The sequence below is a fragment of the Rhizobium sp. GW821-FHT14E12 genome (assembly GCF_058803745.1).
In genome coordinates this window covers 442,908-466,834 of record NZ_JBXAPH010000004.1, presented here as the reverse complement: position 1 = coordinate 466,834, position 23,927 = coordinate 442,908, and the positions used below count along the sequence as shown (strand labels likewise).

Below are 23,927 nucleotides of genomic sequence, written 5' to 3'. Positions count from 1 at the left end.
GTGACTAAGGTAGGGCCGGTGGAGATGCGGCGCAAGGCGCTTGTCTCCAGCAGGAAATTATCTCACTTTCTCCCACCAAGGATAGGAGTGTGCCATAAATGAGAAACTCAGCATCTCGCTCCCTAGCGAAATGGTCGCCGCCATCAAAAGCCGCGTCGATGCCGGCGCGGCCGTCCGGGTCCGGCTGCGGGAAGAGGACGAATATCGGGAACGGATCGCGGCGATCCGGCAGACGGTCAAGGCATCGCTGGATGATCCGAGGCCAAATTTGAGTGGGGAAGAAGTCGAGCAATATTTCGAAGCCCATTTCCGGAAGGCCTAGCTTGGCTCGAAGTTGGAGGTACTGATTGTGCGCTTAAACCAAGTAACGGTTACGATGCCGGATTTGAACGCGGGCTGGGATTTCTATTGTGCCCTGGGTCTCAAGCCGATCGTTGATGCACGCCCCCGATATGCGCGGTTTGTGTGCCCGGATGGAGATAGCACCTTTTCCCTGCATCAGGGCGAGAAGGGTGGCGGGGGAACCACCGTGTATTTCGAGTGCGAAAATCTTGACGCAACAGTCGATGCTCTCAAAGCCTCCGATATTCACTTCACAAGCGGGCCTGAAGATAAAAAATGGTTCTGGCGCGAGGCCGAGCTATTCGATCCCGGTGGAAATCGCGTCATCCTTTATTTCGCCGGATCGAACCGTATCGATCCTCCTTGGCGGGTACCCGCGCAATGATGCCAAGCATCCCTAGCGTTCCGCCATCTCCCGCGCCATCTCCGCCAGTTTCCTTACCGTATTGAGGTTCCGCGCGGTTCCAAGCTTCAGCGCCGGTAGCTTCAGTTTCGAGCGGCCGGAGCCGTCGGGATAGTGGATATAGATTTCCTTGCCGGCGATCTGCACCTCTTCCCCGCCCGGTGCCACCAGTCTGTCCAGCGCATCGGCCGGCGCTTGTTCGGGAAGGAAAGTGACGAGCAGATAGTTCGGCTTGGCATGCGGGAAGGGCGAGTGTTCAACCACCGCTTCCAGAGCTTGCCGGCTGCGCAGGATCACGCCCGGCGATTTGCCCATCTTGCGCGCCAACGCCTCTTCCAGGCGCACACGCACCGTCGCCTCGTTCTCATCCGAACGGAAGAGCACATTGCCGCTCTGGATATAGGTCTTCACCTCGGTAAAGCCGATATCCTCGCAAAGCGCTTTCAGCTCCGCCATCGGCAGAGTGCCGGTGCCGCCGACATTGACGGCACGCAGCAGTGCGATATGGACCGGCATCGGCTCCTCCCGATGTTCGCTTACATCTTCCCCGCGACCTTGATGGCGAAGCCATATTCGAAGGCGATCTCTTCCAGCCGCTGGAAGCGGCCCGAAGCGCCGCCGTGGCCGGCGTCCATGTTGGTCTTGAGGAGAATCGGCGCGTCGCCGGTGGTGTTCTCACGCAGCTTGGCGACCCACTTTGCCGGTTCCCAATAGGTGACACGCGGGTCCGTGAGGCCGCCGAGCGCCAGGATCGGCGGGTAGGGTTTTTCGCCGACATTGTCGTAGGGGCTGTAGGCGGCGATCTGCTCGTACTCTTCCTGGCTGTCGATCGGATTGCCCCATTCAGGCCATTCCGGCGGTGTCAGCGGCAGGGTGTCGTCCAGCATGGTGTTGAGCACGTCGACGAAGGGAACGGCGGCGATGACGCCGGCGAATTTCTCCGGCGCCATGTTGGCGACAGCACCCATCAGCATGCCGCCGGCCGAGCCACCCTCGGCGATGATGTTCGCGTAGGAGGTGAATTTCTCTTGATTCAGATAGTCGGCAGCTGAGATGAAGTCCTTGAAGGTATTGGTCTTCTTGTCCATTTTACCGTCTTCATACCAGGCAAAACCCTTGTCCTTGCCGCCGCGGATATGGGCGACGGCATAGACAAAGCCACGATCGGCGAGCGACAGGCAATTGGTGTTGAACCCGGCGGGAATGGTGACGCCGTAGGCGCCGTAGCCGTAGAGCAGGCAGGGTGCCGTGCCGTCGAGCGGCGTATCCTTGCGATAGAGCAGGGTGACCGGAACCGTTTCTCCGTCCCAGGCCGGCGCGAAGACGCGGCGGGTGACGTAGTCGTCGGGATTGTGGCCGGAGGGCACTTCCTGCGTCTTCAACAGGGTACGCTCGCGCGTCACCAAGTTATAGTCATAGAGCTGGCTCGGAGTCGTCATCGAGGAGTAGGAAAAGCGAATGACGTCGGTGTCGTATTCAGCGGAGCCCTGCAGGCCGAGCGAATAGGCTTCTTCATCGAAGGCGATCGCGTGTTCTTCGCCGGTGCGGCGATCGCGGATGACGATGCGCGGCAGGCCGTCCTTGCGCTCCAGCCAGATGAGGTGGCGGGCATAGGCCTCATGGCCGAGGATCAGCGTGCCCGGCTTATGGGCCACGACATCGCGCCAGTTTTCTTTGCCCGGCCTGTCGACCGGCGTCTCCATGATCTTGAAATCCTTGGCGTCGCCGTCATTGGTGAGAATGTAGAAGACGTCGCCGCCTTCCGCCATTTCATATTCGATGCCGGTGTCGCGTTCGGCCACCAGCTTCGGCTCGGCGGTCAGATCCGACGTCGGGATCAGGCGATATTCGCTGGTCTCGTGATCGTGGATGTCGATGAAAATGTAATCGTCGAGTAGGGAGCCGCCGACGCCCATGAAGAAGCCCGAATCCTCTTCCTCGTAGACCAGCCGGTCTTCCGATTGCGGCGTGCCGACAATGTGATGGAAGATTTTTGAAGGACGATGATTTTCGTCCTGCAGCGTATAGAAGAAGCTCTTGCCGTCCGGCGCCCAGACGCCGTCGCCGCCGGTGTTCTCGATCACGTCGGCCAGATCTTCGCCGGTGTCGAGATTGCGGACCTTCAGCGTGAAATATTCCGAGCCCTTGTCGTCATAGCCCCAGATGCCGTGGCTGTGGTCGGTGGAATGGTCGATGCCGGAGAGGCGGAAATAGGACTTGCCCTCATTCTCCTTGTCGCCGTCGAGAAGCAGCTTGCGATCGCCGCCGTCGCGTGCCTCGCGGAAGTAATGCGGCTGCTCGCCGCCGGTGACGAAGAGCGTGCCATAGGCAAAGGGGCCGTCCTTGACCGGAACGGAGCTGTCGTCTTCCTTGATGCGGCCCTTCATCTCGGCAAAGAGCAGCTTCTGCAGCTCTTTCGTGTCCGCCATGGCGGCGTTCATATAGGTATTTTCAGCCTCCAGATGCGCGCGGATTTCCGGGTCGAGGATCGACGTGTCCTTGAACATCGCCTGCCAGTTGTCGGCGCGCAGCCAGGCGTAATCGTCGCTGCGGGTAATGCCGTGGCGCGTATCCGTGACCGGCTTTTTCGGTGCGGCGGGCGGGGCGGGGAGGTTCTTGAATGAAGACACTGGAAGGCTTTCTCTGGGCTGAAAGTCGAGTATGCGATGAAAGAGAAATAGAGGGCGCTTGGCCGAGGTTCAAGCGGCAATTCCGGCTCAAGCCTCATGCAAGCGGATGCTCCTAAGCTCATGTCGAGCTGATGACGATGGCTGGCCTCGCGTAGGGCTGCCTTGATGTGACCACATTCTTTAACGAAGTCCGCTTAGCGTCGCGTCGATAGTAAGTGTTTCTTAGAATCGCGCTCCCCGTGGAGCAGACGCAGCCCAGCCCGGAAAACAAACAAATGAGGGACCGGTCTTCATGCTGAAGTTCATCGCCATTCTCCTGCCTCTGGCCTGCATCGCGAGCTCGGCGTTCGCCGTCGATGCGACCATGAAGAAGGAGCTGGAAAAGCTCGATCCTTCCGAGCGGATGGAGCAGGCCTGCGATGCGGAAGCGATGAAGCGGATCGGCACGGAGAAGACCGGTTTCAAGCCGGACAAGGTGATTGCCTATACCTTCGGCGATCCAAACATGGCGCCGGATTCGATGAATGCTCCCGGCGCCGTCTTCCGCAGCAAGGGCGATTGGTATCATCTCTCCTATAAATGCACGACCGACCCGGAGCACGTCGACGTGCGCAATCTCAGCTTTCAGATCGGCGACAAGGTGCCGCGCGATAGCTGGCAGAAATATTATCTCTACGATTGATGCCTTCAGCGCCGTTCTTGACGCTCCAGATGGTCAAGTTCGGAGAGAATATGCTCCTGCACGTCGGGGCTTTGGCGGGAGACCGCATCCGTCAGTTCGCGTAGCGTTGATCGCAGTCCATGAAGCTGATCGACCAGATCCATAACAAGGTCGACGCCGGGCTCATTGAGGCCCATCGCGTCGATCAGATCGAGGATCAATTGTCCGCGGGCGAGATCCGCATCGCGGAAATACCGGCCTTCATTCGTGGTTTCGGGAACGAGCCAACCCTGGCCAATCCAGACTTCCAGCACTGTGACATCAATCTCGAGGCGCAGACGAAACTCGCTCTCGTTCATGGCTCAGCCTCCCATGGTCTTTCTGGGATCATGCGTCTTGCCGGCCTGCCAATCGGAAACGAGGGCGGTCAGCTCTGCATCCGGCGCGTCCGGCAGGACGATCTTCAGTGAAACATAGGCGTCGCCGGCGTCCTTGCCACGGACGGGCACGCCCTTGCCCTTCAGCCGCAAGACTTTGCCGGTATTGGAATTCGGCTGGAGCGTGACGGTCACCGGGCCGGAAGGTGTGGGCACGCGGACCTTGCCGCCGAGCACTGCCTCGGTCAACGAAATCGGCAATTCCAGCCTGATATCGTCGCCGTCGCGGGTGAAGAACCGGTGCGGACGTACATGCACCTCGATCAGCGCGTCGCCGGGGGCTCCGCTGCCAAAACCGGGATCGCCCTTGCCGCGCAGGCGCAGCGTCTGCCCGTCCTTGGTTCCCGGCGGGATCTGCACATCGAGCGCGGGTCCGTCCGGCAGGCTGATCTGCTTTTTCGTGCCGTTGACGGCGTCGAGAAAGTCGACCTCCATGGAATATTTACGATCCTGACCTTGCATTCCGGATTGGCCTCGGCTGCGACGTGAAAAGAAGCTGGAAAGCACATCGTCGGTATCGCCGAAATCGGCAAAGCCGCCAGTGTTGCGGTAGGGGCCGCGTTGGCCTTCGTTTGCCGCATAGTCGCGATAGTAGTTGCGCGGCGGCTTCTCTGCGCCGCTGCCGTCGATCTCGCCTCGGTCGAAGCGCGCACGCTTGTCCTCGTCCCCGAGAATGCCGTAGGCGGCAGAGACTTCCTTGAACTTCTCCTCGGCCTGCTTGTCGCCGGGATTGAGATCGGGATGCAGCTTTTTCGCAAGCTTGCGATAGGCGCTTTGGACGTCCTTTTGCGGGGCGTCCCGTTTTACGCCCAGAATGTCATAGGGATCGCGGCTCATGGATGGTTCCCTTTGGGAGCGCAGGAAAATATGCAAATAGTAGCAGGCCGGTCTGGTATCAATGATATCATAAATGAGGAGCATCGAAGCCGCGACTGCCACAGAATGGTTATAGGCGCTTTTGTGATGGCAAATGATCCTCTTGCCGGCAAGCCGCCATATTTCCGTCGCCTTGCCGGAGGATTGCGGGCGCAAAGGGAAGGGTCTGTGGCAATCGCACGCTTTTTCCGCCAAACTTCACGTTGTTTTATCCGATTGGTGGCTGCCTGATGAACCGCTTTCTGCTGACGTCCGCATTCCTAGCTGCCGCAGTTCCGGCCGCCTTTGCTGCTAAGCAGGAAACACAGCCCGCCGGCTGGCCACCGCTGCCGCCGAAAGCACCGGTTTCGAACGTCAAGCTGGTCGAGCCGCACCTACACGTCAATCGCGCCGGCAAGGGCGCGCCGCGCATCGCACTGACCTTCGATGCCTGCATGGGCAAGACCGATCCGCGCATCCTCTCCACCCTCATCGATCAGCGCATCCCCGCGACGATCTTCGTCACCGCCCGCTGGCTGCGAACCAACCCCGATGCGCTCGCCACCTTCCTCGCCCATCCCGACCTATTCGAGCTGGAAAACCACGGTCAGAACCATATTCCCGCCGTCGATATCCCGACCAAAGTCTATGGCATCGCCGCTGCCGGCTCGCCGCAGGCCGTGGCCCAGGAAGTCAAGGGCGGGGCCGACGCCATGCTTGCCGCCGGCATCCCGCAGCCGCGCTGGTTTCGGGGCGCTACCGCAAAATACAGCCTGTCGGCCATCGCCCAGATCCGTGGCATGGGCTATCGCATCGCCGGCTATTCGGTGAATGGCGACAGCGGCTCGCTGCTGCCGGCCAAGATGGTGGAAAAGCAATATGCCTCCGCCAAGGATGGTGATGTCATCATCTCCCACATCAACCAGCCGACCCATGCGGCCGGCGAGGGGGTGGCGGCGAGCATCCTGGCGCTGAAGGCCAAGGGCGTGCAGTTCGTCCGCCTGCAGGGTATTCCCGAACAGGGCGATGACGACACCACGAACTGAGTGGTGATCGGCGACGGTCGCTCACCAGTCGTGCCGGGATCGTTACTCAGGCAATTGCGGCTGCACCTTTTCCTCGATGAACAACTCGTTGACCACTGTCATCACGACCAGGGATAGCGGCAAAGCGAGCATGGCGCCGACAGCGCCCCACATCCACGTCCAGAAGATGATGGCGAGGAAGACGACAAAGGGATTGAGCTCCCATTGCCGGCCCATGACCGCCGGAAACACCAGATTTTCCACCGTGAGATGGATGGAGAAGAAGATCACGGCCGGCGCAAGGGCGAAGATGATGTCGTCATGGGTGATGATGCCGGCGATCGCCAGCGCGGTCGTCATGGTGGCGATGCCGAGAAAGGGAATGAAGCTGGAGAGAAAGGCGAAGACACCCCAGAGGATCGGCGCACTCAGGCCGCCGGCATAGGCAATGATCGTCATGGCAACACCGAGACCGGCATAGATCAGTGCGGCGGTCGCGAAATAGAAACCGAGCACCTGTTCCACCGCATTGATGATGCGGATCGCCGTCAATCGCGATGTCCGGCTGACAAAAGTCATGATGAGCGTCTTGCGCAGGCTGGCGCGTCCGGCGAGAAAGAGCATCAGGGCGGCAAAGAAGATCAGGCCCTGGACAATGGCCGGCGTCAGGCTGTTGGTGACAAGATGCAGCACATTGCCGGTGTTTTCGAGCAGCACGTTGATCGACATCGGCCCGCTCTCGAAGGTCTGTGGCGTGATATGCAGCCATTTGATCCGTTCGAGGAATGGCATCAGTCGATCGACCGTGCGCTGGAAGACGTCGGGTCCCTCCTGCGCCAACCGTGCCAACGGTCCGGCGAGCGCGTTGATGAACAGGAAGATGACCAGCGCCACCGCTGATGATAGCAGAACGGCGTTGAGAATGCGCGGAACGCCGAACTTGCTGAGTTTTTCCGCCGCAAGGCCGAGGATCATACCGACGACGACGGCCAACGTCACCGGGATCAGAATGAGCGACATCATATAGATGCCCGCCAGCGCCAGGATGAGGAAGATGCCGATAAGAGCCCAGGCGGAAGCGATATCCAGTCCGCTTTTCTCGATGCGCGTTTCAGCCGTTGTTCTATCCAATTGCTCGGTATCCGCCCGCAGGGCGTCCACCCAGGCGCTGGAGCGCTCTTCGCGTCGCGCGGCCTGTTTGCGCTCCTGCTTTCGTATGCCCTTGGCGATATCCATTCCGAACAATCCTCGAAGCCCTATCGCCTCGATATGCAAACGCAAATAGGCCCGTTCCGGTTCCGGAACGGGCCTTTGGATGATCGATCTATGGTTGCGATCAAGCGATCAAGTTCAGCCCGATACCCCAGGGATCGCGCAGCGAAACGCCGCCGTCACGCTTCTCCGTCTTGATTTCGTGCGCGTCGAGCGCTGCGACCGCCTTGTCGAGCGCTTGTCTGTCATTGAAGCGCAGTGTGTAATCGGAGAGGCCGGTCATGTGTTCGGAGCGGACGCCGGCGCCACGGCTATTCCAGGTATTGGCGCCGAGATGATGGTGATAGCCGCCGGTTGCCAGGAACGTCGCGCCGGGGTAGCGGGCCGCCATGACGTTCATGCCAAGCACGTCGCGATAGAAGGCGTTCGCCTCCTCGACATCGCCGACCTGCAGATGGATGTGGCCGATCGCCGAACCGTCCGCCATGCCGTCCCAGCGATCCTGCGGCGCGCTTTCGTAAAGCTTCTGCAGATCAAGCCGCAAGGTCGCCATCTCGACCGTGCCGTCGCCATGGAAGGTCCACTGGTCATGCGGCCGGTCCGCATAGATCTCGATGCCGTTGCCTTCCGGATCGGAAAGATAGATCGCCTCGCTAACGATGTGGTCGGACGCGCCTTCAAGGGCGACGTTATTGTGCGCCGCATGCCGCAGCCAGCGGGCAAGCTCGACACGGTTGGGCAGCAGGAAGGCGGTGTGGAAGAGACCGGCCGCCGTCTGCGGCGCACGCGTGGCGGCGCGATCCGTCGTCAGCGTCAAGAGCGGCCGCCCGGCAACGCCCAGCACCTCGCCGCTTGCGGTCTTTTCGATGACCTTCAGGCCCAATATGTCCTGATAGAAGCGCGATACCGTCGCCAGATCGGTGACGACAAGATGCGACTGGCCGACATAGGAGGGGCGCGTCAGCGCGTAGGGAAGGGCGGTTTCGGTCATGAGCTTATTCCAACCTCGATGTTCGGAAGAAAGAGGAACCGGCGCCGGCGGCGAAAACGCCGTCAATGGCAGGCTTGAGAGCTGTCGCCGGTCGATATGCCTCTTTAGAGATCCTCTGGCCTGCTGTACTTGAGCTCGTATATGGCGGATTTCGATTGTTCACAGAAGACCAGAAATTGCGGATGAAGCGTTCGCAATTCGTTGACGGGCTATCTCACCTGCGCGTCTCGCCATTCACGAAGATTTACCGCTATGCCGGTCGAACGCGGTTGCCTCGATGCTTCCGAGATGCCACGATTGATGCCGATATGGAATTGGAACGCGTATAGAGATGTCAGAGTTCAAAGGCATTCGTTGGGCCTATGATCGATATGAAGTGATCGCCGACGGTATCGTCAACGGCGTCGGTGTGGTCTTTGCCCTGATCGGCGCGACCGCGCTGATCTTCTATGCGACGGTATGGAGTTCCCATGGCGAGATTGCTGCCGCCTGGATCTACGGCGTCGGCCTCGTCCTGACCCTTGCCATGTCCTTCACCTACAATCTCTGGCCGGTATCGCAGACGAAGTGGTTCCTGCGGCGCTTCGATCACTCCGCCATTTTCGTGCTGATCGCCGCCACCTATACGCCGTTTCTCGAGCGTGGCTCGGCGGATCCGCTGTTGTTTGCGACGTTGATCGCCCTGTGGGTTTTTGCGGCCTGCGGCATCGCGCTGAAGTGTTTCTTTCCCGGCCGCTACGATCGGCTGGCGATCCTGCTCTATCTCGCCATGGGCTGGAGCGGCGTGCTGGTCGCCAAGCCGGTGTCCATGCATATACCGTCCGCATCGATGCTGCTGATCGTGATCGGCGGCGTCATCTATTCGCTGGGCGTCATCTTCCATGTTTGGGAGAAGCTGCGCTTCCAGAACGCCATCTGGCACGGCTTCGTCATCTCCGCCGCCGCCGTGCACTATTCGGCGGTGTTCACCTGCTTCAGCCTGTCACCGGGAAGCTTTTGACGACTTGCGTCGTCGGCGCGCATTTCTTCGTGGGGTGCAGGCTGCGCACCAGGCGCATGACCACGGCGTCGTAGCGCTGCATGGATGCCTTCGGATAATCCATCTGGAAGAAGGCGGCAGCGCCATTGCAGAGGGCAACGCCGCGCACATAGATGATATGGCCCTGTTTTATGCCTGAAAAGCTGATGCCGCGCGAGGTCGATTTCGAATAGGAGATCTGCCAGCCTTCATCCTTGGCGCGCGCGACACGGATGTTTGCTTCCGAGGAAAAATCACCGTTCAGAGTGTTGGCACCGAAAATCAGCAGCCGCGCCGATTGATCGGCTGGCGTCATGGTCAATCCGTTGCCGTCGTCGCTTCGCGCGGATAGGCGGAATTCAGAAGGTAATTCAATCGCATAGCCAAAGTGCGCGTTGTCATAGGACCACCAGTCGGCGGCTTGCGCCGGCACGACGGAAAGAAACAGAAGGGCGGTCAATCGCGCGAGCATTGCGGTTTCCGGGAGGCAGGGTCTGTAAACAAGCTATGAATAGCGCGTTTTTCGGCAGAAATTCCATAGTGATTCTCAGAATGACCGAAAAATAGCGCGAATTCGTTACAGCTTGATTGCGAGCCATGCAGGAATGGCGGATTTACTTCATAAATATCGCGGAGTAATGCCGACATTGTCTCATAAACAATTGGATGACACGCTTATGGACCAAGCCGTGCTACTTCGCGATGCAATCGAGGCCGATCTTCCAGCGATTTGCGAGATCTACAACCACGCGGTCGTGCACACGACCGCGATCTGGAACGATACGTTGGTCGACGTCGACAACCGCATCGAGTGGCTCAAGGCGCGCAAGGCGCGAGGCTTCCCGGTCGTTGTTGCGGAGAAGGATAGCAAGGTCGCCGGCTATGCCTCTTACGGCGACTGGCGCGCCTTCGACGGCTATCGCCATACGGTCGAGAATTCCATTTATGTCGACAAGGATCACCGTGGCTTCGGTATCGGCGAGGGCTTGCTGCGCGAACTCGTCGCCCGCGCTGCCAAGGGCGATGTCCACGTCATGATCGCCGCCATTGAGACCGGCAACGCCGTCTCGATCCGCCTGCATGAAAAGCTGGGCTTCCGTATCGCCGGGCAATTCTCCGAGGTAGGCACCAAGTTCGGTCGCTGGCTGGATCTGACCTGCATGGAATTGCGCGTTACGGCCTGATCTCGCTAGTCGCGCCAAAAAAATGATTTCAGTGGGTTACGTCCGAGTTTTCTCCCGCGGGGCTTGAGGCGATCAGGCCTTTGGCCTATCCCAAGTGTAGTATTTCGGCTTTGCCGGAACCCACGCGATCGTTCAGCAGGGAGAAGACATGGCCAGTGTCACCGGCCTGACATTCCTGGCTTTGTGTCTGCCTTTTCTCGGCGCAATCATCGCGCCGGCCGCTGTTCGTTATCTCGGCCACAATGCGGCCTGGCCGCTGGCGCTGTTTCCCGCGCTCGCCTTTCTGCATTTTGCCGGCTTCCTCTCTGCTGTTGCTCCCGGCCATAGTGTCCAGGGCGGCTTCGACTGGGTGCCGAGCCTGGGCTTACGCTTCTCCTGGCTGCTCGACGGCCTGTCGCTGACCTTCGCACTGCTGATCACCGGTATCGGTGTGCTGATCGTGCTCTATGCGGGCGGCTATCTGAAGGGGCACGTAGACCTTGGCAGCTTCTTCTCCTTTATCTTCCTGTTCATGGGCTCGATGCTCGGCCTTGTCGTGTCGGACAGTTTCCTGACGCTGTTCGTCTTTTGGGAGCTGACCTCGATCACCTCCTTCCTGCTGATCGGCTTCGATCATCAGCGCGAGGCGGCGCGCCGAGCGGCGCTGCAGGCGCTGGTCGTTACCGGCGGGGGAGGACTGTTGCTGCTCGCCGGTCTGTTGCTGATCTGGCAGATCACCGGCGCTGCCGACATGTCCGGCCTGCTGAAGGCGGGCGGCACGTTGCGCGAAAGCCCGCTCTATCTTGCAGCACTGATCCTGATCCTCGGCGGCGCCTTCACCAAGTCGGCGCAGTTTCCCTTCCATTTCTGGCTGCCGAACGCCATGGAAGCACCGACGCCCGTGTCGGCCTACCTGCATTCAGCGACCATGGTGAAGGCCGGTGTCTATCTGTTGATGCGCCTCAATCCCGCGATGGGCGGCACGACGGCCTGGCAGACGATCCTGCCGCTCTTCGGCGCGGCGACGCTGTTGGTAGGCACGCTGCTTGCCATCCGCCAGACCGACCTGAAGCTGAAGCTTGCCTATACGACGGTCTCCTCGCTCGGCCTGCTGGTACTGTTGACCGGTTTCGGCTCAGACTATGCGATCGAGGCGGCCGTGCTCTATCTGGTGGCGCATTCGCTGTTCAAGGGCGCGTTGTTCATGGTCGCCGGCATTGTCGATCACGAAACCGGAACACGCGACATCACCCACCTCGGCGGCCTGCGCGCCGCCATGCCGCTGACTTTTGCGGCAGCACTGGTCGCGGCGGTCTCGATGGGTGGCTTGCCGCCCGCCTTCGGCTTCCTCGCCAAGGAGGAGATCTATGCCGCACTGGCCGAGGCTTCCGTCTGGTCGATTGCTCTGACCGTCATTGCGGTCGCTGGCAACGCTCTTATGTTCGCCATCGCCTTCGCTGTGGCGCTGAAGCCGTTCCTTGGGGTTCGCGTCGAGACGCCCAGGCATCCGCATGAAGCGCCGCCTTTGCTCTGGCTCGGTCCGGTCGTACTTGCCGTTCTCGGCCTGGTCGCGGCGCTGTTCTCAGGTCTCTGGCATGGCTACGTCTCCTCGCCGATGGCGAGTGCTGTCGGCGGCAAGGCGATGGAGATATCGGTCTCGCTCGTTCCGCATATTGGCGTGCCCTTGCTGCTGTCGGCGCTGACCGTGCTGATCGGTCTCTTTGTCTACTGGAAGCTCGACCGCGCCCGCTTCCTGATGTCCGTGGTGCTGCGCCACCTCGGGCCGGGGCCTGATCGCGGTTTCGATGGTTTGATCTCCGGGCTGGTGCGCCTGTCGCATGCCGTTTCGCGCGTCTTGCAGCCTGGCCGGCTGGAAATCTATGTCGCCGTGACCTTCCTCTGCCTTGCCGCCATGCTGCTGGTGCCGCCGGTGCTCTATGGCGAGTTGCCCGCCGTCCCCTCATGGCCCGACATGCAATGGCATGAAGCGGCGATCTTCCTCATCGCCATCATCGGTCTCGGCGCAGTCGTCATGGCGCGAGACCGGCTGACCGCCATCGTTTCGCTCGGCATTCAAGGCTTTGCCGTCGCCGTCATCTTCCTGCTCTTCGGCGCACCGGACCTGTCCTTCACCCAGTTCATGGTCGAGACGCTCTCCGTCGTTATCCTGGCGCTGGTGATGACACGGTTGCGTCTTTCCGCCTCTGATCGCCGCCCACCACTGCGGATGCTCTGGCATGCGGTGCTTGCCGCCGCCTGCGGCCTCGGTTTCGGGCTGCTGTTGCTGAAGGCGACGCAAGCACCCTTCGACCTGACGCTGACGGCCTTCTTCAATCAATATTCCAAGCTGATCGCCCATGGCACCAACGTCGTCAACGTCATCATCGTCGACTTCCGCGGCACGGATACGCTCGGCGAGATCGCCGTCGTCGCCATCACCGGCCTTGCCATCCTGGCGCTGATCCGCATCCGCGCCGGCGGCGAACGCAAGCTCGCGGCCAATGATCCGGATCTGGACGAGAAGATGGAGGCCGAGCGCCGATGAACACGCTGATCTTCCGGACCGCCGCACCGTTTCTGACCGCACTGATGCTGCTCTTCTCCGTCTTCGTGCTGCTGCGCGGCCATAACGAGCCCGGCGGCGGCTTCATTGGCGGCTTGATCGCCGCGTCGGGCTTTGCGATCTACGGCATTGCCTGCGGTGTCTCAGCGGTGCGCCGCGCCATCGTTTTTCATCCGCTGGCGATTGCCGGTTTCGGCCTGCTGGCGTCGACGGTTGCCGGGCTCCTGTCGATCTTCTCCGGCGTGCCCTTCATGACCGGGCTGTGGATCTATCCGCATCTCCTGGGCGTCGAAGTGCCGCTCTCCAGCGTCATGCTGTTCGATATCGGTGTTTACCTGGTCGTCGTCGGCGCGATCACGTCGATCGCACTGGCGCTCGAAGAGCGGGAGGTGGAGTAATGGAGGCTGTCTTTGCCGGCCTCGTCGGCCTGTTCTTCGCTGTCGCGATCTATCTGATGCTATCGGGGTTCTCGATCCGCATCATGCTCGGCATCGCTATTCTCGGCAACGCTGTCAACCTGCTGCTGTTCACTGCGGGACGGGTGACGCGTGAAGTGCCGCCGATCATTCCGGCTGGCGCTGACACGCTCGGCATGGATGCGGCCAACCCACTGCCGCAGGCGCTGATCCTGACGGCGATCGTCATTTCCTTCTCCTTCCTTGCCTTCCTGCTCGTGCTCACCTACCGGGCCTATCAGGATCTCAAGACCGACAATACCGGTGAGATGTGGGTGGCGGAACCGGACGAGCGGCCGATGCCGCCCTTGGGGTACTAACGACATGGCGGCACCCGCAAACATCGCTGTCGATCTTTCCGCCGCGCTGGTGACAGCGCCGGTGGAGGCGGGGCATTGGCTGGTCATCCTGCCGGTGGCGCTATGCATCGGCCTCGGCGCGATCTTGATGATGTTGCGCGACCGCACGACATGGCACGGTTGGATCGCCATTCCCGGCCTGGTCCTGCTGGTGCTGATCGATGCGGCCTTGCTCCACAAGGTCGCCGCCGAAGGACCGATAACCATGGTCATGGGCCGCTGGCTTCCGCCCTTCGGCATCGCCTTCAGCGTCGACCTTTTCAGTGCGATCATGGCTCTGACGGCGGCGGCGGTGGCGCTGGCGGCAAGCCTCTATGCGCTCGGCGAAATTACCACCAGCGGCCGTCGCTATGGCTTCTTCCCATTTCTGATGCTGCTCCTTGCCGGCGTCAGCGGAGCGTTCCTCACCGGCGACGTCTTCAATCTCTACGTCTGGTTCGAGGTGCTGCTGATCTCGTCCTTCGGCCTGCTGATCCTCGGCTCGGAGCGCGAGCAGATCGATGGCGCCTTGAAATATGCCGTGCTGAACCTGATTGCCACGACGCTGTTTCTGGTCTCCGTCGGGTATCTCTACGCCATCTTCGGCACGCTCAACATGGCCGATATTGCGATGAAGGCGAGGGCGCCCGGCAACACGGCGCCGCTGATGACGCTTGCCGGGCTCTTCCTTCTCGCTTTCGGCATGAAGGCTGCGGCTTTCCCGGTCAATTTCTGGCTGCCGGCCTCCTATCATACGCCGCGCGTCACCGTTTCGGCGCTCTTTGCCGGCCTGCTCACCAAGGTCGGCATCTACGCGCTGATCAGGGTGCTGGTCATGCTGTTGCCGGTCGAGCGTGCCGGGCTCGGCCCGATCATAACGGTGGTTGCCATCGCCACCATGCTTGCCGGCGTGCTTGGCGCGCTCGGCGAAAACGATTTCCGCCGCCTGCTCGGCTATGTCGTTATCTCCGGCATCGGCACGATGCTGGCGGGCGTGGCGCTTGGCAGTGCCGATGGCCTCAGTGGCGCGATCTTCTATGCGCTGCATTCCATGGTGCTGATGACGGCGCTCTATCTGCTGGCGGGCCAGGCGGCGCGTCTTGGCGGCGGCTTCTCGCTTTCCGCGCTCGGCGGGCTTTATCGGCAAAGCGGCTGGTTCGCCGGTCTGTCGCTGGTGCTGTTTTTCGCCGCTTGCGGCCTGCCGCCGTTTTCCGGCTTCTGGCCCAAGGTCATCCTGGTGAAGGCAGCGCTCGACACTGGCGCCTGGTGGATTGCCGCCACGATCCTGTTGACCGGCTTCCTCACCACCATCGTCTTTGGCCGCATCTTCCTGCTGGCCTATTGGCGTCCGAGAGCCGCGCCGGATGCCGTCGCGCCGGCGCCGATCGTCTGGCAGGCCGGCTTGCCGATCCTGGCGTTGACCGCCCTGGTGATCGGCTTCGGCCTGTTTCCCGAACAGCTCCTGCACCTGACGCAACGGGCAGCAAGCGGTCTTGAAGATCCCTCCGCCTATCTGCACTCGGTCTTTCCAGGAGGGGCGGCGGCGCAATGATCCTGTTTGTCTTCAACCTTCTGCTTGCCATCGTCTGGGCTGCGATCACCGGCAGCGCCTCCTTCCTCAATCTCGTCTTCGGCTTCGTGCTCTCCGCGCTTGCGCTGGCAATTGTGCGGGAGTCCTATGGCGGTGTGCTCTATCTCGGCCGCATCAGGCGCATTCTGGCCCTGCTCTTCCTGTTTCTGCGCGAGCTGGCGAAATCCGCATGGGCCGTCGCGGTCACGGTCATGAGCCCGAAGATGGACGTAAAGCCTGGCATCTTCGCCTTTCCGCTCACCGTCGACCGCGATTTCGAGATCGCGCTGCTGGCCAACCTCATCACGCTGACACCCGGCACGCTCTCGGTTGACGTCTCGGACGACCGCAAGACGCTCTACGTGCACGCGCTCGACTGCTCGGATCCGGAGGCGGTGAAGCGCGACATAGCCGAGGGTTTCGAGCGCCGGATCCTGGAGGCTTTCCGATGATCGCCGCGTCCATCGTCTCCACTGCTGCCATGGTCGCGCTCGGCATTCTCGGCCTGGCCTTCCTGCTCACGGTCTATCGTGTGGTGGTTGGTCCGACGCTGCCGGACAGGGTGTTGGCGCTCGACATGCTGGTGGCGGTCGCCATCGGCTTCATCGCTGTCATTGCCATCAAGACCGGTTTCACCCTCTACATCGATATCGCCATCTCGCTCGGTCTGGTCGGCTTCCTTGCCACAGTCGCCTTCGCCCGGTTCATTCTGAGCCATGGCGCGTCAAACGGAAACGAGCCGTCAACCTCGCCGATACTTACGGCGGAGGGCGGAGCCAAGCCAGCCGCAAGTAAAAAGGCCCGTAAGGATAGCCGGCGCAAAAAAGGAGGGCGGTAATGGAATTGATCGCAGCGCTCGTCGTCGCCTTCCTGCTTGTGGCCGGGGCTTTGTTCGCGCTCGTCGCCGCGATCGGCGTCGTCCGCCTGCCGGATCTCTACAGCCGTATGCATGCCGCCTCAAAGGCCGGCACGGTCGGCTCCGGTCTGTTGCTACTTGCGGTCGGTATTCATTCTCAGGATCTGCCCACACTGGCGCGGGCGCTCGCCGGTTTCCTGTTCTTCGTCTTGACCGCGCCGATTGCGGCTCATCTCCTCGCCCGGGCCGCCCACAAGGCCGGCCACCGGCTGACGCCACCGTCGGTGCGCGATGATTTGATGAAGGAACAGATGGGGCAGCGTTCTTACAAAACGAAAGGCTAACAAACGCAAGGATTGCTAGAAAAGGAATAAAGTTCTAGTTGTAAGTTACCTATTTTTGATAGATGAGAATTTTGCCAGTAAGTGATACAATTAAAAACTGGACTTTTGGGTAAAGAGTGCTAATTCACATTCAAGTAGAGTTCTGATGTTGAGTTAGTCTCGGCCGGCTTTAAGTGCCCAATGTTCTGATCTTTCTTTCAAGCAACGGCGGGCAAAACTTGCTTCCGGTTAAGGATTGGCGGACCTATCTCCGTCATCACTGATTCTATCATCAGGCGGTATAGAAACGGGTTTCGTCGTACGACATCTAGGGGTGGATGTCGTATTGTCGGCACTTTGGCATGTAATGCCCCGTTTTTTGCCGATGACTGCTACGAATATGGACGATGCGCGCTTGAGCGGATTGCCCAGTGCATAGGCCCCGAAAATCAAAATGGTTTTCGACAGGATTATGCGCGGATCATGTGAATGCCGTGTCTTACGCGCTCAAGTGGAGGCGTGACACGGTAAGCAAGCCGATGAACAGGAGAAGATAATGACAGATACGGCCCTTGGCACTGGCCAGGACTTGCTGGTTGAGCTGACTGCCGACATCGTGGCGGCTTATGTCAGCAACCATGTAGTCCCGGTCACCGACCTTCCGAATCTGATTTCCGACGTACATTCCGCCTTGAGCAGCACTTCGGCTCCGGCACCCGCCGTTACCGTGGTTGAAAAGCAGAAGCCGGCGGTATCCGTTCGTAAATCAGTGCAGGACGATCAGATTACCTGCCTGGAATGCGGCGGCAGCTTCAAGTCATTGAAGCGTCACCTGATGACCCACCATAGTCTTTCTCCGGAAGAATACCGCGAGAAGTGGGATCTGGCAGCCGACTATCCGATGGTTGCGCCCGCCTATGCCGAAGCCCGTTCGCGTCTCGCGAAGGAAATGGGTCTCGGTCAGCGCCGCAAGCGTGGTGCTCGGTAAGATCTCGACTGGACGCTATCGAAAAGACCCGGCTTTCGAGCCGGGTTTTTTATTGCCGTCGCGTATCGAAGCCTATGCGGCGGCCCGGACTCTCGCTTCTTCCCGGATGCGTCTGATCATCGAGCGCAATCCATTGGCGCGCTGCGAGGAAAGATGTTCGACGAGGCCGATCTTGCCGAAGACGTCGAGCGCATCGAGCGCGGCGATCTCGGCGGCCGGTTTGCCTGAATAGGTGGTAAGCACGATGGCCACCAGCCCGCGCACGATATGGGCATCGGAATCGCCTTCGAAGGTCAGCACCGGATTGTCCGGATCACCCGAGGCATGGGTCACGAGCCAGACCTGGCTGGCGCAACCCTGCACCTTGTTTTCCAGGGTTCGTTTTTCTTCCGGCAGGTCCGGCAGCATCTTGCCGAGTTCGATCACATAGCGATAGCGATCCTCCCAGTCGTCCAGGAAGGAGAAATCCTCAATGATCTGCTCAAGCGTCGCCATTATGCCGGTCCAATTGTCTATCTGCTTGCATATAGGTGAAATGGCCGATGATTTGAACCCGTGACAAAAAAGAACGCCGTGAGCGATGGGCAGGCTCACGGCGTTCTTTTCATGAAGAGGGTATCAGGTCCGGGGCTTCGGCAAGGGCACCGGAATGAAAGAGGGCAGCTTGACCGTGCCGGTAACGACCGCATCCGCGGTCTGGGTGCCAGCCACGCGCTTCGGGGGCATTGGTTGCGCTTCCGCGGCTGCCTGCTCATGGCTGGCGACTGGTGTCGCCGCAGCCTGTTCGCCGGGCTTCTGATCCTTGAAATGCTGGCCGAGAAGGTCATAGGCAACGCGGGCGCCGTCGCGCGCCTGGTATCCCAGCGCGGTCAGCGTTTCGCCGCCCTTCAGGCAGACATCTGGCTTCTCGCTGCACATGGAGCCGACATATTGCATCACGCCGGAAGCAGCCGACAATGCGTCGGAAACCTGCACCTGCGGCTCGCCCGCCGGTCGGGGATCGCCCTGCGGCTTGGCGAAGATCGGCAGAAACATGAGAACCAGCGAAAACCAGAACCCTGTTCTAATGAGAAACCACATTGCCTTGCCCATCCTGTACTTCGTTCGGTCTTGCCACCGATTCGAATCCGTTGATCCGACGTTGCTCAGACCCTATCCGGCAGAGGACAACATCGCTTTTCAAAACTTGGATGTATTTTTGGCAAATTTGATTCAAATTTTAGCTTTCGGAATTTGAAGCCTATTTAGCTCGAATTGTAGCGATTGCTGTTAAGTATGTCTCGGCCGATCTGCTTGAACTCCAGGGGATTACGGGCGTCGGCGGCATTCAAAAAGTTAACGCGCAGCGGAAATCTAAATAAAATCCGTTGCTTACCCGCTGTTAACCACAAAACCCAAAGGTCCCGCCAAGTGCGCCAAAACGGGACTTTCGGGCTTTTTCGACCGATCCGCGCGCCTGTCCTTTATTCTTTCCTTAAGCCGCCAGAGCCTATTGTGGCCTGGATAAATGACCGTTTGTGCGGGTTTTGGTGTGCGCGTATTGAGTAACATGGCTGGCAGGGCAGGAGCCCTCGTGGACCGGACGGGCGAAAGCTGGCTGTCCCGGACAAGCGGGAATGGCGAGGTCCGTGGACAGGAACTGGCGATCCTGCGCCGGCTCGCGCTCGTCTCCTCCGTGGCGCTTGTCGCCGTTCCGGCAGGGCTTTCCTTCATCACCAGCCCGGCCGTGGCGCTGCCCGTCGGCGTTGCCACGGTCTGCGCCGCGTTCCTGTTTTCCGCTGTCGGCAGCATCGCTTTGTCGCGCCAGCGGCCTGCCTCGGATGCCGTCGAGGCTGTCGTCGTCGAGCATCGCGACCTGATGCTGGAAGCCGCCAGCGGCCTCGTGCTCCTGTTCGATCCGCAGGGCAGTGTCACCACTGTCGGTGGGCGCGATCGCGGGGAATTCCTGAGCTGGATGCGCGATCCCTCCGGGCGCGGCTTCATCGAGCAGGTGCATATCTCCGATCGTATCCTCTTCCTGCAGGCCGTCGATACGCTGCGCCAGGGCCGCGATGCCCTCGGCGTCGATCTGCGCCTGGAGCGCTCGGCTGTTATCGAGGGCAACGACCAGTTCATCCATATCCGCATGGAGATGAGCGCGCGGCGCGACGGCGAAGGCCGGCTGACCGGGATCGTCAGCCAGTCGCGCGATATCTCCTACGACCAGCAGCTACGCGACGAGGCGGCCCGCAAGACCGAGGAAGCTGAATCGGCCAATGACGCCAAGTCGCGGTTCCTCGCCGCCGTCAGCCACGAGCTGCGTACGCCGCTCAATGCCATTCTCGGCTTCTCGGATATCCTGAGCGGCGAATATTTTGGCAAGCTCGAGAACAATCGCCAGCGCGAATATGTCGGTCTGATCCGTCAATCCGGCGCGCATCTGCTCTCCGTGGTCAACACCATGCTCGACATGAGCAAGATCGAGGCCGGACGCTACGAGCTTGTGCCCGAGCCGTTCCCCATCGAGGCGTCCATCGGCGCTTGTGAAGCGATGCTGGCCCTGCAGGCCAAGGAGAAGGGGCTGACGCTGACGAGCCGCGTACAGCGCGGCCTCGGCGATATCGTCGCCGACCAGCGTGCCATCCAGCAGGTTCTCATCAACCTCGTCGGCAATGCCATCAAGTTCACCGATGCCGGCGGCGCCGTCACCATCGATGCGGCCATGGCCGACGGGATGCTGAAGCTCTCGGTCTGCGACACCGGCATCGGCATCGCCGCCGATCGGCTCGCCTCACTTGGTCAGCCTTTCGTGCAGATCCAGAATGATTATACTCGTCGTTATGCCGGTACCGGTCTCGGCCTGTCGCTGGTCAAGGGGCTGGTCGGGCTGCATGGCGGCAGTTTTGCCATCGCCAGCGAGCCGGGCGAAGGTACGGTGATTACGATCCTGATCCCGCTCGACGGCTCTGGCGTGGTGGTACAACAGTCTGTGGATGCCAACCGCACGGTCGATTTTCCGCCACGTCTGAAACATAGTCTGGAGATGAATGGAAAGCGAAAAGAGGAAGAGATGAATGGCCCCGCAAAAGCGAAAATCGCCTAAGGGAAGGGGCAAGGGCAGGCGCAAGCAGCCTGGTCTTGCTTCCCGAGGGGCGGTTGCCGTTGGCAGCCTTGGCCTGCGTGGTGCCGGCGCGCTGGGTGGTCTTGGCGTGCGCGGCGCGGGTGCATTGGCCGGGTTGCTGGGCGGCGCTGTCGGCCGGCATCCAGCGGCGGCTGGCGGCATTGCGCTCTTCTTCGCGGTTTTCGGTTTCGTCACCGCCAACGCTCTCTGGTATCAGGTGGGCATACACCCGTCGCCGCTCTTGCGCACCCGCGATCCCGGTGCGCCCTATCAGATCCCCGGTCGCAAGGCCTTCCTGCTCGGGCAGCAAGCCGATACTGGCAATGTCACGACATTCCGCATCGAGCGCCAGGACTCCGAAGCATCGAACGATGCCGCCTCCAATCAGCCGACTGTCGCAACAACGGCCTCGGTTCAAACCGCCAGCCCGGCCACCCGCACGGCCAGCAAGCCGACGGTCGCTGCCGTCCCGGCGGAGCGGCCGATCAATGTTTCCGCCAATGCCTCGGCTGTCGATCCTGTTGCTGCGGCCATCCAGAGCGCCGAGAAGGGGCTCGGTAAAAGCGCAGCGACGCCGAGGAGCGCCCCGAACGACGCGGTCAACACCGTCAACATGGTGATGCAGATCCAGAAGGGCCTGAGCAACATCGCCTATAGCAATGTCAGCGTCGACGGCGTTGCCGGCGAGCAGACCAAGGCCGCCATCCGCCGCTTCCAGAAACATTACCGGCTGCCGGAAACCGGCGAGCCCGACTTGGCTGTCCTGAAGAAACTGCAGGACATCGGCGCGCTTTAATCCTCGCCGTCAATTGCCTCGTCTTCCGCCGGCGGCTATAGCTCCCCCATGAGATTGCGCAGCGACATCTTCGTTTCCGCCCTGACTCGCCGCCTCTTTTCCCGCGGCGACTTCGCGGCTGTCGAACACAAGGGCTCGGAGGAGGCCGGAGCGATCTTCATCCGCCAGCGTTTTCGCGATGGGCTGGAAACGCTTTATGCCCCTGCACCGCAGAGCTTTTTCGATGAGGAGGAAAGCGGGACGCGCCTGTTTGAAATCCGCATGGATCGCAAGGAGCCTGAAGAGATCAGGCAGATGCTCGATCGCGAGCTGAAATTCGATCCCGATCTCTGGATCATAGAGCTGGAGACGGATGATATCGCCGATATTGTGCCGCTGACCGACCAGCGCATCAATCCACTCGGCTGACGAAGACGCTTTATCGCCGGCTGACGACGCGCAATTCGCGGATCGGGCTTTCCCTGTTGCCGAACAACGGCGCACCGGACTGTGGGGCGGTCTTCTGTTCCGGCGGCAGATAGGTGTAGCTGTCGGCGCGGCGCCAGGCTTCGACGCGGGCATGGCTTTCCTCCGCATCGATGCTGTCCAGCACCAGCCAGGCGCGGCTGACGCTGCCGTGACGTTCGGAAAGGTGCGGATAAAAGCGCTCCAGCGCATAGACGGCATCGGCAAAGCCCATGCCGAGGCTGACCAGCGTCACCGCCAGCTGCTGGCCGGAGGTGTCGATCATGATACGCTCGGCAAGCCAATGGCTGGAGGTGAGCGCATCGGCGAGCGTGGCGGCAAAATGCTGCGCGTCCCGTTCCCGGGCGAAGCGCACCATCAAGGCTTCCTGCGTATCGGAAAGATTGCGAAGGCCCAGACGGTCATTGTCGTCGCGGCCGAGATGGCGCGCGACCTGCTTGATCGTTTGCCGCAGGGCCTCCTCGCGGGCGAGGCGCTCGGCCTCGGGGTTAGGCAAACTCGCCTCCGAGGCAGCCTCGACGGCCGAGATCTGCGATGCGGTCATGCCACGCTCCGGCTCTGCCTGGTGCAGGCCGACAAGGGCGTCGATGACTTTGGGAGATAGCGACGGTCGGCGGACAATGGCTTTGGCATGCGCGGCGCCCTGTGTGCGGGCAATGGTGATCAACGTGTCGTCGTCGATCGCCTGCGAGCTTGTCAGAAACGGTGCGGCGATGGCGATCGGTTGACAGCCGATGAAGAGAGCGACGGCCGCCGGAACGCTCGGGCATTGCGAAAGCGCGGCGACCGCCTGGCGTTTCGCCTCGTCGGTCGATGCCTGAAAGAGGGGGCTGAAGAGCTCGGCAAACTGGCGAAGCTCCGATTTGGACGGATGGTTCATGGTTTCGAAACTGGTAACCGTCGCCATCAGGACCACGTCCTTCTTGCGAACTGTCGCAGGCTCTTCCAGATCTCGAAACCGGTCACGCACGCCAACACCCATACTGATACGCGAAACAAAAAGAACGGGAACCCGGTCATCAAACGCATGCGACGCGACATCTTTTCGCCGCCGAGCCGGAGCGCGCGTGGTTTTCGCGCGCGCAATCGGCGGTGGCTGTCGAAACGGTCGTATACACGGTCGTCCTGATCTGGCTTTTGGGGAGAGTAAGGCTGGCAGGGTTAATGGTTGGTGAAAACTTTATTAAAATCCAAATAAAAACTGCGCGTTAAGCTTGCGCGGGGTTTTCCGCGGCATTCGCTTGGGATCGCCTATGTTTGATGGTTCCCGGCCCGCATCGAGGGCGTTTTGGCGCGATGCTTGGATTGCTGTGCTCGACTTATGAGAGCTTTGATGGCTTGTGTCGTCCAATCGCGTGAAGATGGGGCTGGATGCCCGGGTTGCGACGGCTCCGCCTCAGAGCCCTTTATGCTCACGCAACGCCACCAGCAGCTTCTCGGAAGTGTCGCAACCAGATTGAAACAGGCTAATCGCCGCCGTTGCCGCGAACTGGGCTTCGGTGCTTTTGATGTCGATCCGCTTCTCCAGGCACCACTTGTCAAGCGCGCCGCGCAGGACGTTGACGTCCTCGGGAGAGAAGAAGGAATTGGACGCCACTGACATTGCCCACCCTCTGTTTCACCCGTCACAATACGTTAATTTGCCTTTACCGCAAATAATATTTGCGTGACACTTTTCTGCAACGCACCGTGTCCCGGCTCCATTCGCGGACAGAGGGTTATCTTCACTTAAGAAT

The 23,927-nt window shown here is 60.7% G+C and carries 28 protein-coding genes; 17 read left to right on the top strand and 11 right to left on the bottom strand.

The features are described from left to right. The first annotated feature begins 130 nt into the window (after nucleotides 1-130). A complete protein-coding gene (locus AC1RO0_RS19125) occupies nucleotides 131-322 on the top strand; it encodes a type II toxin-antitoxin system ParD family antitoxin (RefSeq protein WP_498594386.1) in 192 nt (63 codons plus the stop codon). A gap of 27 nt (nucleotides 323-349) precedes the next feature. After that, nucleotides 350-727, top strand: a complete 378-nt coding sequence (locus tag AC1RO0_RS19120) for a VOC family protein (RefSeq protein ID WP_498594385.1) — start codon at nucleotides 350-352, stop codon at nucleotides 725-727. Nucleotides 728-739: 12 nt separating this feature from the next. Here AC1RO0_RS19120 and AC1RO0_RS19115 read toward each other — a convergent pair whose 3' ends face one another. Beyond that, on the bottom strand, nucleotides 740-1,261 hold the full coding sequence (locus AC1RO0_RS19115) for a DUF1697 domain-containing protein (RefSeq protein ID WP_498594384.1): 522 nt from the start codon (nucleotides 1,259-1,261) through the stop codon (nucleotides 740-742). Between the two features lie 20 nt (nucleotides 1,262-1,281). Beyond that, complete coding sequence (locus AC1RO0_RS19110) at nucleotides 1,282-3,375, bottom strand: S9 family peptidase (protein ID WP_498594383.1); 2,094 nt, start codon at nucleotides 3,373-3,375, stop codon at nucleotides 1,282-1,284. Between the two features lie 292 nt (nucleotides 3,376-3,667). Between AC1RO0_RS19110 and AC1RO0_RS19105 the strand changes: the two genes are divergently transcribed. Next, nucleotides 3,668-4,057 (top strand): DUF930 domain-containing protein, encoded by a 390-nt coding sequence (locus AC1RO0_RS19105; RefSeq protein ID WP_498594382.1) that lies wholly within the window; start codon nucleotides 3,668-3,670, stop codon nucleotides 4,055-4,057. Nucleotides 4,058-4,062: 5 nt separating this feature from the next. Here AC1RO0_RS19105 and AC1RO0_RS19100 read toward each other — a convergent pair whose 3' ends face one another. Both AC1RO0_RS19100 and AC1RO0_RS19095 read right to left on the bottom strand, forming a co-directional pair. Continuing rightward, nucleotides 4,063-4,395, bottom strand: coding sequence for a chaperone modulator CbpM (locus AC1RO0_RS19100; RefSeq protein WP_498594381.1), 333 nt, complete (start codon nucleotides 4,393-4,395; stop codon nucleotides 4,063-4,065). A 3-nt stretch (nucleotides 4,396-4,398) separates the two neighbouring features. Then, on the bottom strand, nucleotides 4,399-5,310 hold the full coding sequence (locus AC1RO0_RS19095; protein ID WP_498594380.1) for a DnaJ C-terminal domain-containing protein: 912 nt from the start codon (nucleotides 5,308-5,310) through the stop codon (nucleotides 4,399-4,401). Nucleotides 5,311-5,579: 269 nt separating this feature from the next. Between AC1RO0_RS19095 and AC1RO0_RS19090 the strand changes: the two genes are divergently transcribed. Then, a complete protein-coding gene (locus tag AC1RO0_RS19090) occupies nucleotides 5,580-6,374 on the top strand; it encodes a polysaccharide deacetylase family protein (protein WP_498594379.1) in 795 nt (264 codons plus the stop codon). A 42-nt stretch (nucleotides 6,375-6,416) separates the two neighbouring features. On the opposite strand, the gene AC1RO0_RS19085 is transcribed toward AC1RO0_RS19090, so the two are convergent. Together AC1RO0_RS19085 and AC1RO0_RS19080 are read right to left on the bottom strand one after the other, a co-directional pair. Then, on the bottom strand, nucleotides 6,417-7,589 hold the full coding sequence (locus tag AC1RO0_RS19085; protein WP_498594378.1) for an AI-2E family transporter: 1,173 nt from the start codon (nucleotides 7,587-7,589) through the stop codon (nucleotides 6,417-6,419). 100 nt (nucleotides 7,590-7,689) lie between these two features. Continuing rightward, nucleotides 7,690-8,556 (bottom strand): VOC family protein, encoded by an 867-nt coding sequence (locus tag AC1RO0_RS19080; RefSeq protein WP_498594377.1) that lies wholly within the window; start codon nucleotides 8,554-8,556, stop codon nucleotides 7,690-7,692. A gap of 331 nt (nucleotides 8,557-8,887) precedes the next feature. Here AC1RO0_RS19080 and trhA point away from each other — a divergent pair, with 331 nt between their 5' ends. After that, nucleotides 8,888-9,556: a PAQR family membrane homeostasis protein TrhA gene (trhA, locus tag AC1RO0_RS19075; protein ID WP_498594376.1), complete on the top strand. Its 669-nt coding sequence runs from the start codon at nucleotides 8,888-8,890 to the stop codon at nucleotides 9,554-9,556. On the opposite strand, the gene AC1RO0_RS19070 is transcribed toward trhA, so the two are convergent. Then, entirely contained in the window at nucleotides 9,531-10,046 is a 516-nt protein-coding gene (locus tag AC1RO0_RS19070; RefSeq protein ID WP_498594375.1) for a hypothetical protein, read from the bottom strand. The genes trhA and AC1RO0_RS19070 overlap by 26 nt on opposite strands. Nucleotides 10,047-10,251: 205 nt before the next feature. On the opposite strand from AC1RO0_RS19070, the gene AC1RO0_RS19065 reads away from it, so the two are divergent. The 9 genes from AC1RO0_RS19065 (at nucleotide 10,252) to AC1RO0_RS19025 (ending at nucleotide 17,830) form a co-directional block, all read left to right on the top strand. Next, nucleotides 10,252-10,758 (top strand): GNAT family N-acetyltransferase, encoded by a 507-nt coding sequence (locus AC1RO0_RS19065; RefSeq protein ID WP_498594374.1) that lies wholly within the window; start codon nucleotides 10,252-10,254, stop codon nucleotides 10,756-10,758. 148 nt (nucleotides 10,759-10,906) lie between these two features. Further along, nucleotides 10,907-13,282, top strand: coding sequence for a putative monovalent cation/H+ antiporter subunit A (locus tag AC1RO0_RS19060; RefSeq protein WP_498594373.1), 2,376 nt, complete (start codon nucleotides 10,907-10,909; stop codon nucleotides 13,280-13,282). Beyond that, complete coding sequence (locus tag AC1RO0_RS19055) at nucleotides 13,279-13,698, top strand: Na+/H+ antiporter subunit B (RefSeq protein ID WP_183692071.1); 420 nt, start codon at nucleotides 13,279-13,281, stop codon at nucleotides 13,696-13,698. The genes AC1RO0_RS19060 and AC1RO0_RS19055 overlap by 4 nt, the downstream gene beginning before the upstream one ends. Continuing rightward, the gene (locus AC1RO0_RS19050) at nucleotides 13,698-14,075 is read left to right on the top strand and encodes a Na+/H+ antiporter subunit C (protein WP_498594372.1); all 378 of its coding nucleotides are present in this window, start codon (nucleotides 13,698-13,700) and stop codon (nucleotides 14,073-14,075) included. The genes AC1RO0_RS19055 and AC1RO0_RS19050 overlap by 1 nt, the downstream gene beginning before the upstream one ends. A gap of 4 nt (nucleotides 14,076-14,079) precedes the next feature. Continuing rightward, nucleotides 14,080-15,645, top strand: coding sequence for a Na+/H+ antiporter subunit D (locus AC1RO0_RS19045; RefSeq protein WP_498594371.1), 1,566 nt, complete (start codon nucleotides 14,080-14,082; stop codon nucleotides 15,643-15,645). After that, on the top strand, nucleotides 15,642-16,115 hold the full coding sequence (locus AC1RO0_RS19040) for a Na+/H+ antiporter subunit E (RefSeq protein WP_498594370.1): 474 nt from the start codon (nucleotides 15,642-15,644) through the stop codon (nucleotides 16,113-16,115). Before AC1RO0_RS19045 ends, AC1RO0_RS19040 begins: the two co-directional genes overlap by 4 nt. Then, nucleotides 16,112-16,501, top strand: a complete 390-nt coding sequence (locus tag AC1RO0_RS19035) for a cation:proton antiporter (RefSeq protein WP_498594369.1) — start codon at nucleotides 16,112-16,114, stop codon at nucleotides 16,499-16,501. Before AC1RO0_RS19040 ends, AC1RO0_RS19035 begins: the two co-directional genes overlap by 4 nt. Beyond that, nucleotides 16,501-16,863, top strand: coding sequence for a monovalent cation/H(+) antiporter subunit G (gene mnhG, locus AC1RO0_RS19030; protein WP_498594368.1), 363 nt, complete (start codon nucleotides 16,501-16,503; stop codon nucleotides 16,861-16,863). The genes AC1RO0_RS19035 and mnhG overlap by 1 nt, the downstream gene beginning before the upstream one ends. 535 nt (nucleotides 16,864-17,398) lie before the next feature. Continuing rightward, a complete protein-coding gene (locus AC1RO0_RS19025) occupies nucleotides 17,399-17,830 on the top strand; it encodes a Ros/MucR family transcriptional regulator (protein WP_007701904.1) in 432 nt (143 codons plus the stop codon). A 72-nt stretch (nucleotides 17,831-17,902) separates the two neighbouring features. On the opposite strand, the gene AC1RO0_RS19020 is transcribed toward AC1RO0_RS19025, so the two are convergent. Both AC1RO0_RS19020 and AC1RO0_RS19015 read right to left on the bottom strand, forming a co-directional pair. Continuing rightward, on the bottom strand, nucleotides 17,903-18,325 hold the full coding sequence (locus tag AC1RO0_RS19020) for a SufE family protein (RefSeq protein WP_153366301.1): 423 nt from the start codon (nucleotides 18,323-18,325) through the stop codon (nucleotides 17,903-17,905). A 123-nt stretch (nucleotides 18,326-18,448) separates the two neighbouring features. Beyond that, the gene (locus tag AC1RO0_RS19015) at nucleotides 18,449-18,910 is read right to left on the bottom strand and encodes a DUF5330 domain-containing protein (protein ID WP_498594367.1); all 462 of its coding nucleotides are present in this window, start codon (nucleotides 18,908-18,910) and stop codon (nucleotides 18,449-18,451) included. A gap of 469 nt (nucleotides 18,911-19,379) precedes the next feature. Here AC1RO0_RS19015 and AC1RO0_RS19010 point away from each other — a divergent pair, with 469 nt between their 5' ends. The 3 genes from AC1RO0_RS19010 to AC1RO0_RS19000 are packed head-to-tail and all read left to right on the top strand — an operon-like array spanning nucleotide 19,380 to nucleotide 22,134. Further along, nucleotides 19,380-20,912 carry a sensor histidine kinase gene (locus AC1RO0_RS19010; RefSeq protein WP_498594366.1) on the top strand — a complete coding sequence of 511 codons (1,533 nt, stop codon included), beginning with the start codon at nucleotides 19,380-19,382 and terminating at the stop codon, nucleotides 20,910-20,912. Beyond that, on the top strand, nucleotides 20,884-21,726 hold the full coding sequence (locus AC1RO0_RS19005) for a peptidoglycan-binding domain-containing protein (RefSeq protein ID WP_498594365.1): 843 nt from the start codon (nucleotides 20,884-20,886) through the stop codon (nucleotides 21,724-21,726). Before AC1RO0_RS19010 ends, AC1RO0_RS19005 begins: the two co-directional genes overlap by 29 nt. A 48-nt stretch (nucleotides 21,727-21,774) precedes the next feature. Further along, entirely contained in the window at nucleotides 21,775-22,134 is a 360-nt protein-coding gene (locus AC1RO0_RS19000) for a DUF1491 family protein (protein WP_498594364.1), read from the top strand. A gap of 10 nt (nucleotides 22,135-22,144) precedes the next feature. On the opposite strand, the gene AC1RO0_RS18995 is transcribed toward AC1RO0_RS19000, so the two are convergent. Together AC1RO0_RS18995 and AC1RO0_RS18990 are read right to left on the bottom strand one after the other, a co-directional pair. Continuing rightward, the gene (locus AC1RO0_RS18995) at nucleotides 22,145-23,161 is read right to left on the bottom strand and encodes a DUF2336 domain-containing protein (protein WP_498594363.1); all 1,017 of its coding nucleotides are present in this window, start codon (nucleotides 23,159-23,161) and stop codon (nucleotides 22,145-22,147) included. Nucleotides 23,162-23,587: 426 nt separating this feature from the next. After that, complete coding sequence (locus AC1RO0_RS18990; RefSeq protein ID WP_498594362.1) at nucleotides 23,588-23,794, bottom strand: hypothetical protein; 207 nt, start codon at nucleotides 23,792-23,794, stop codon at nucleotides 23,588-23,590. Nucleotides 23,795-23,927 lie beyond the last annotated feature (133 nt).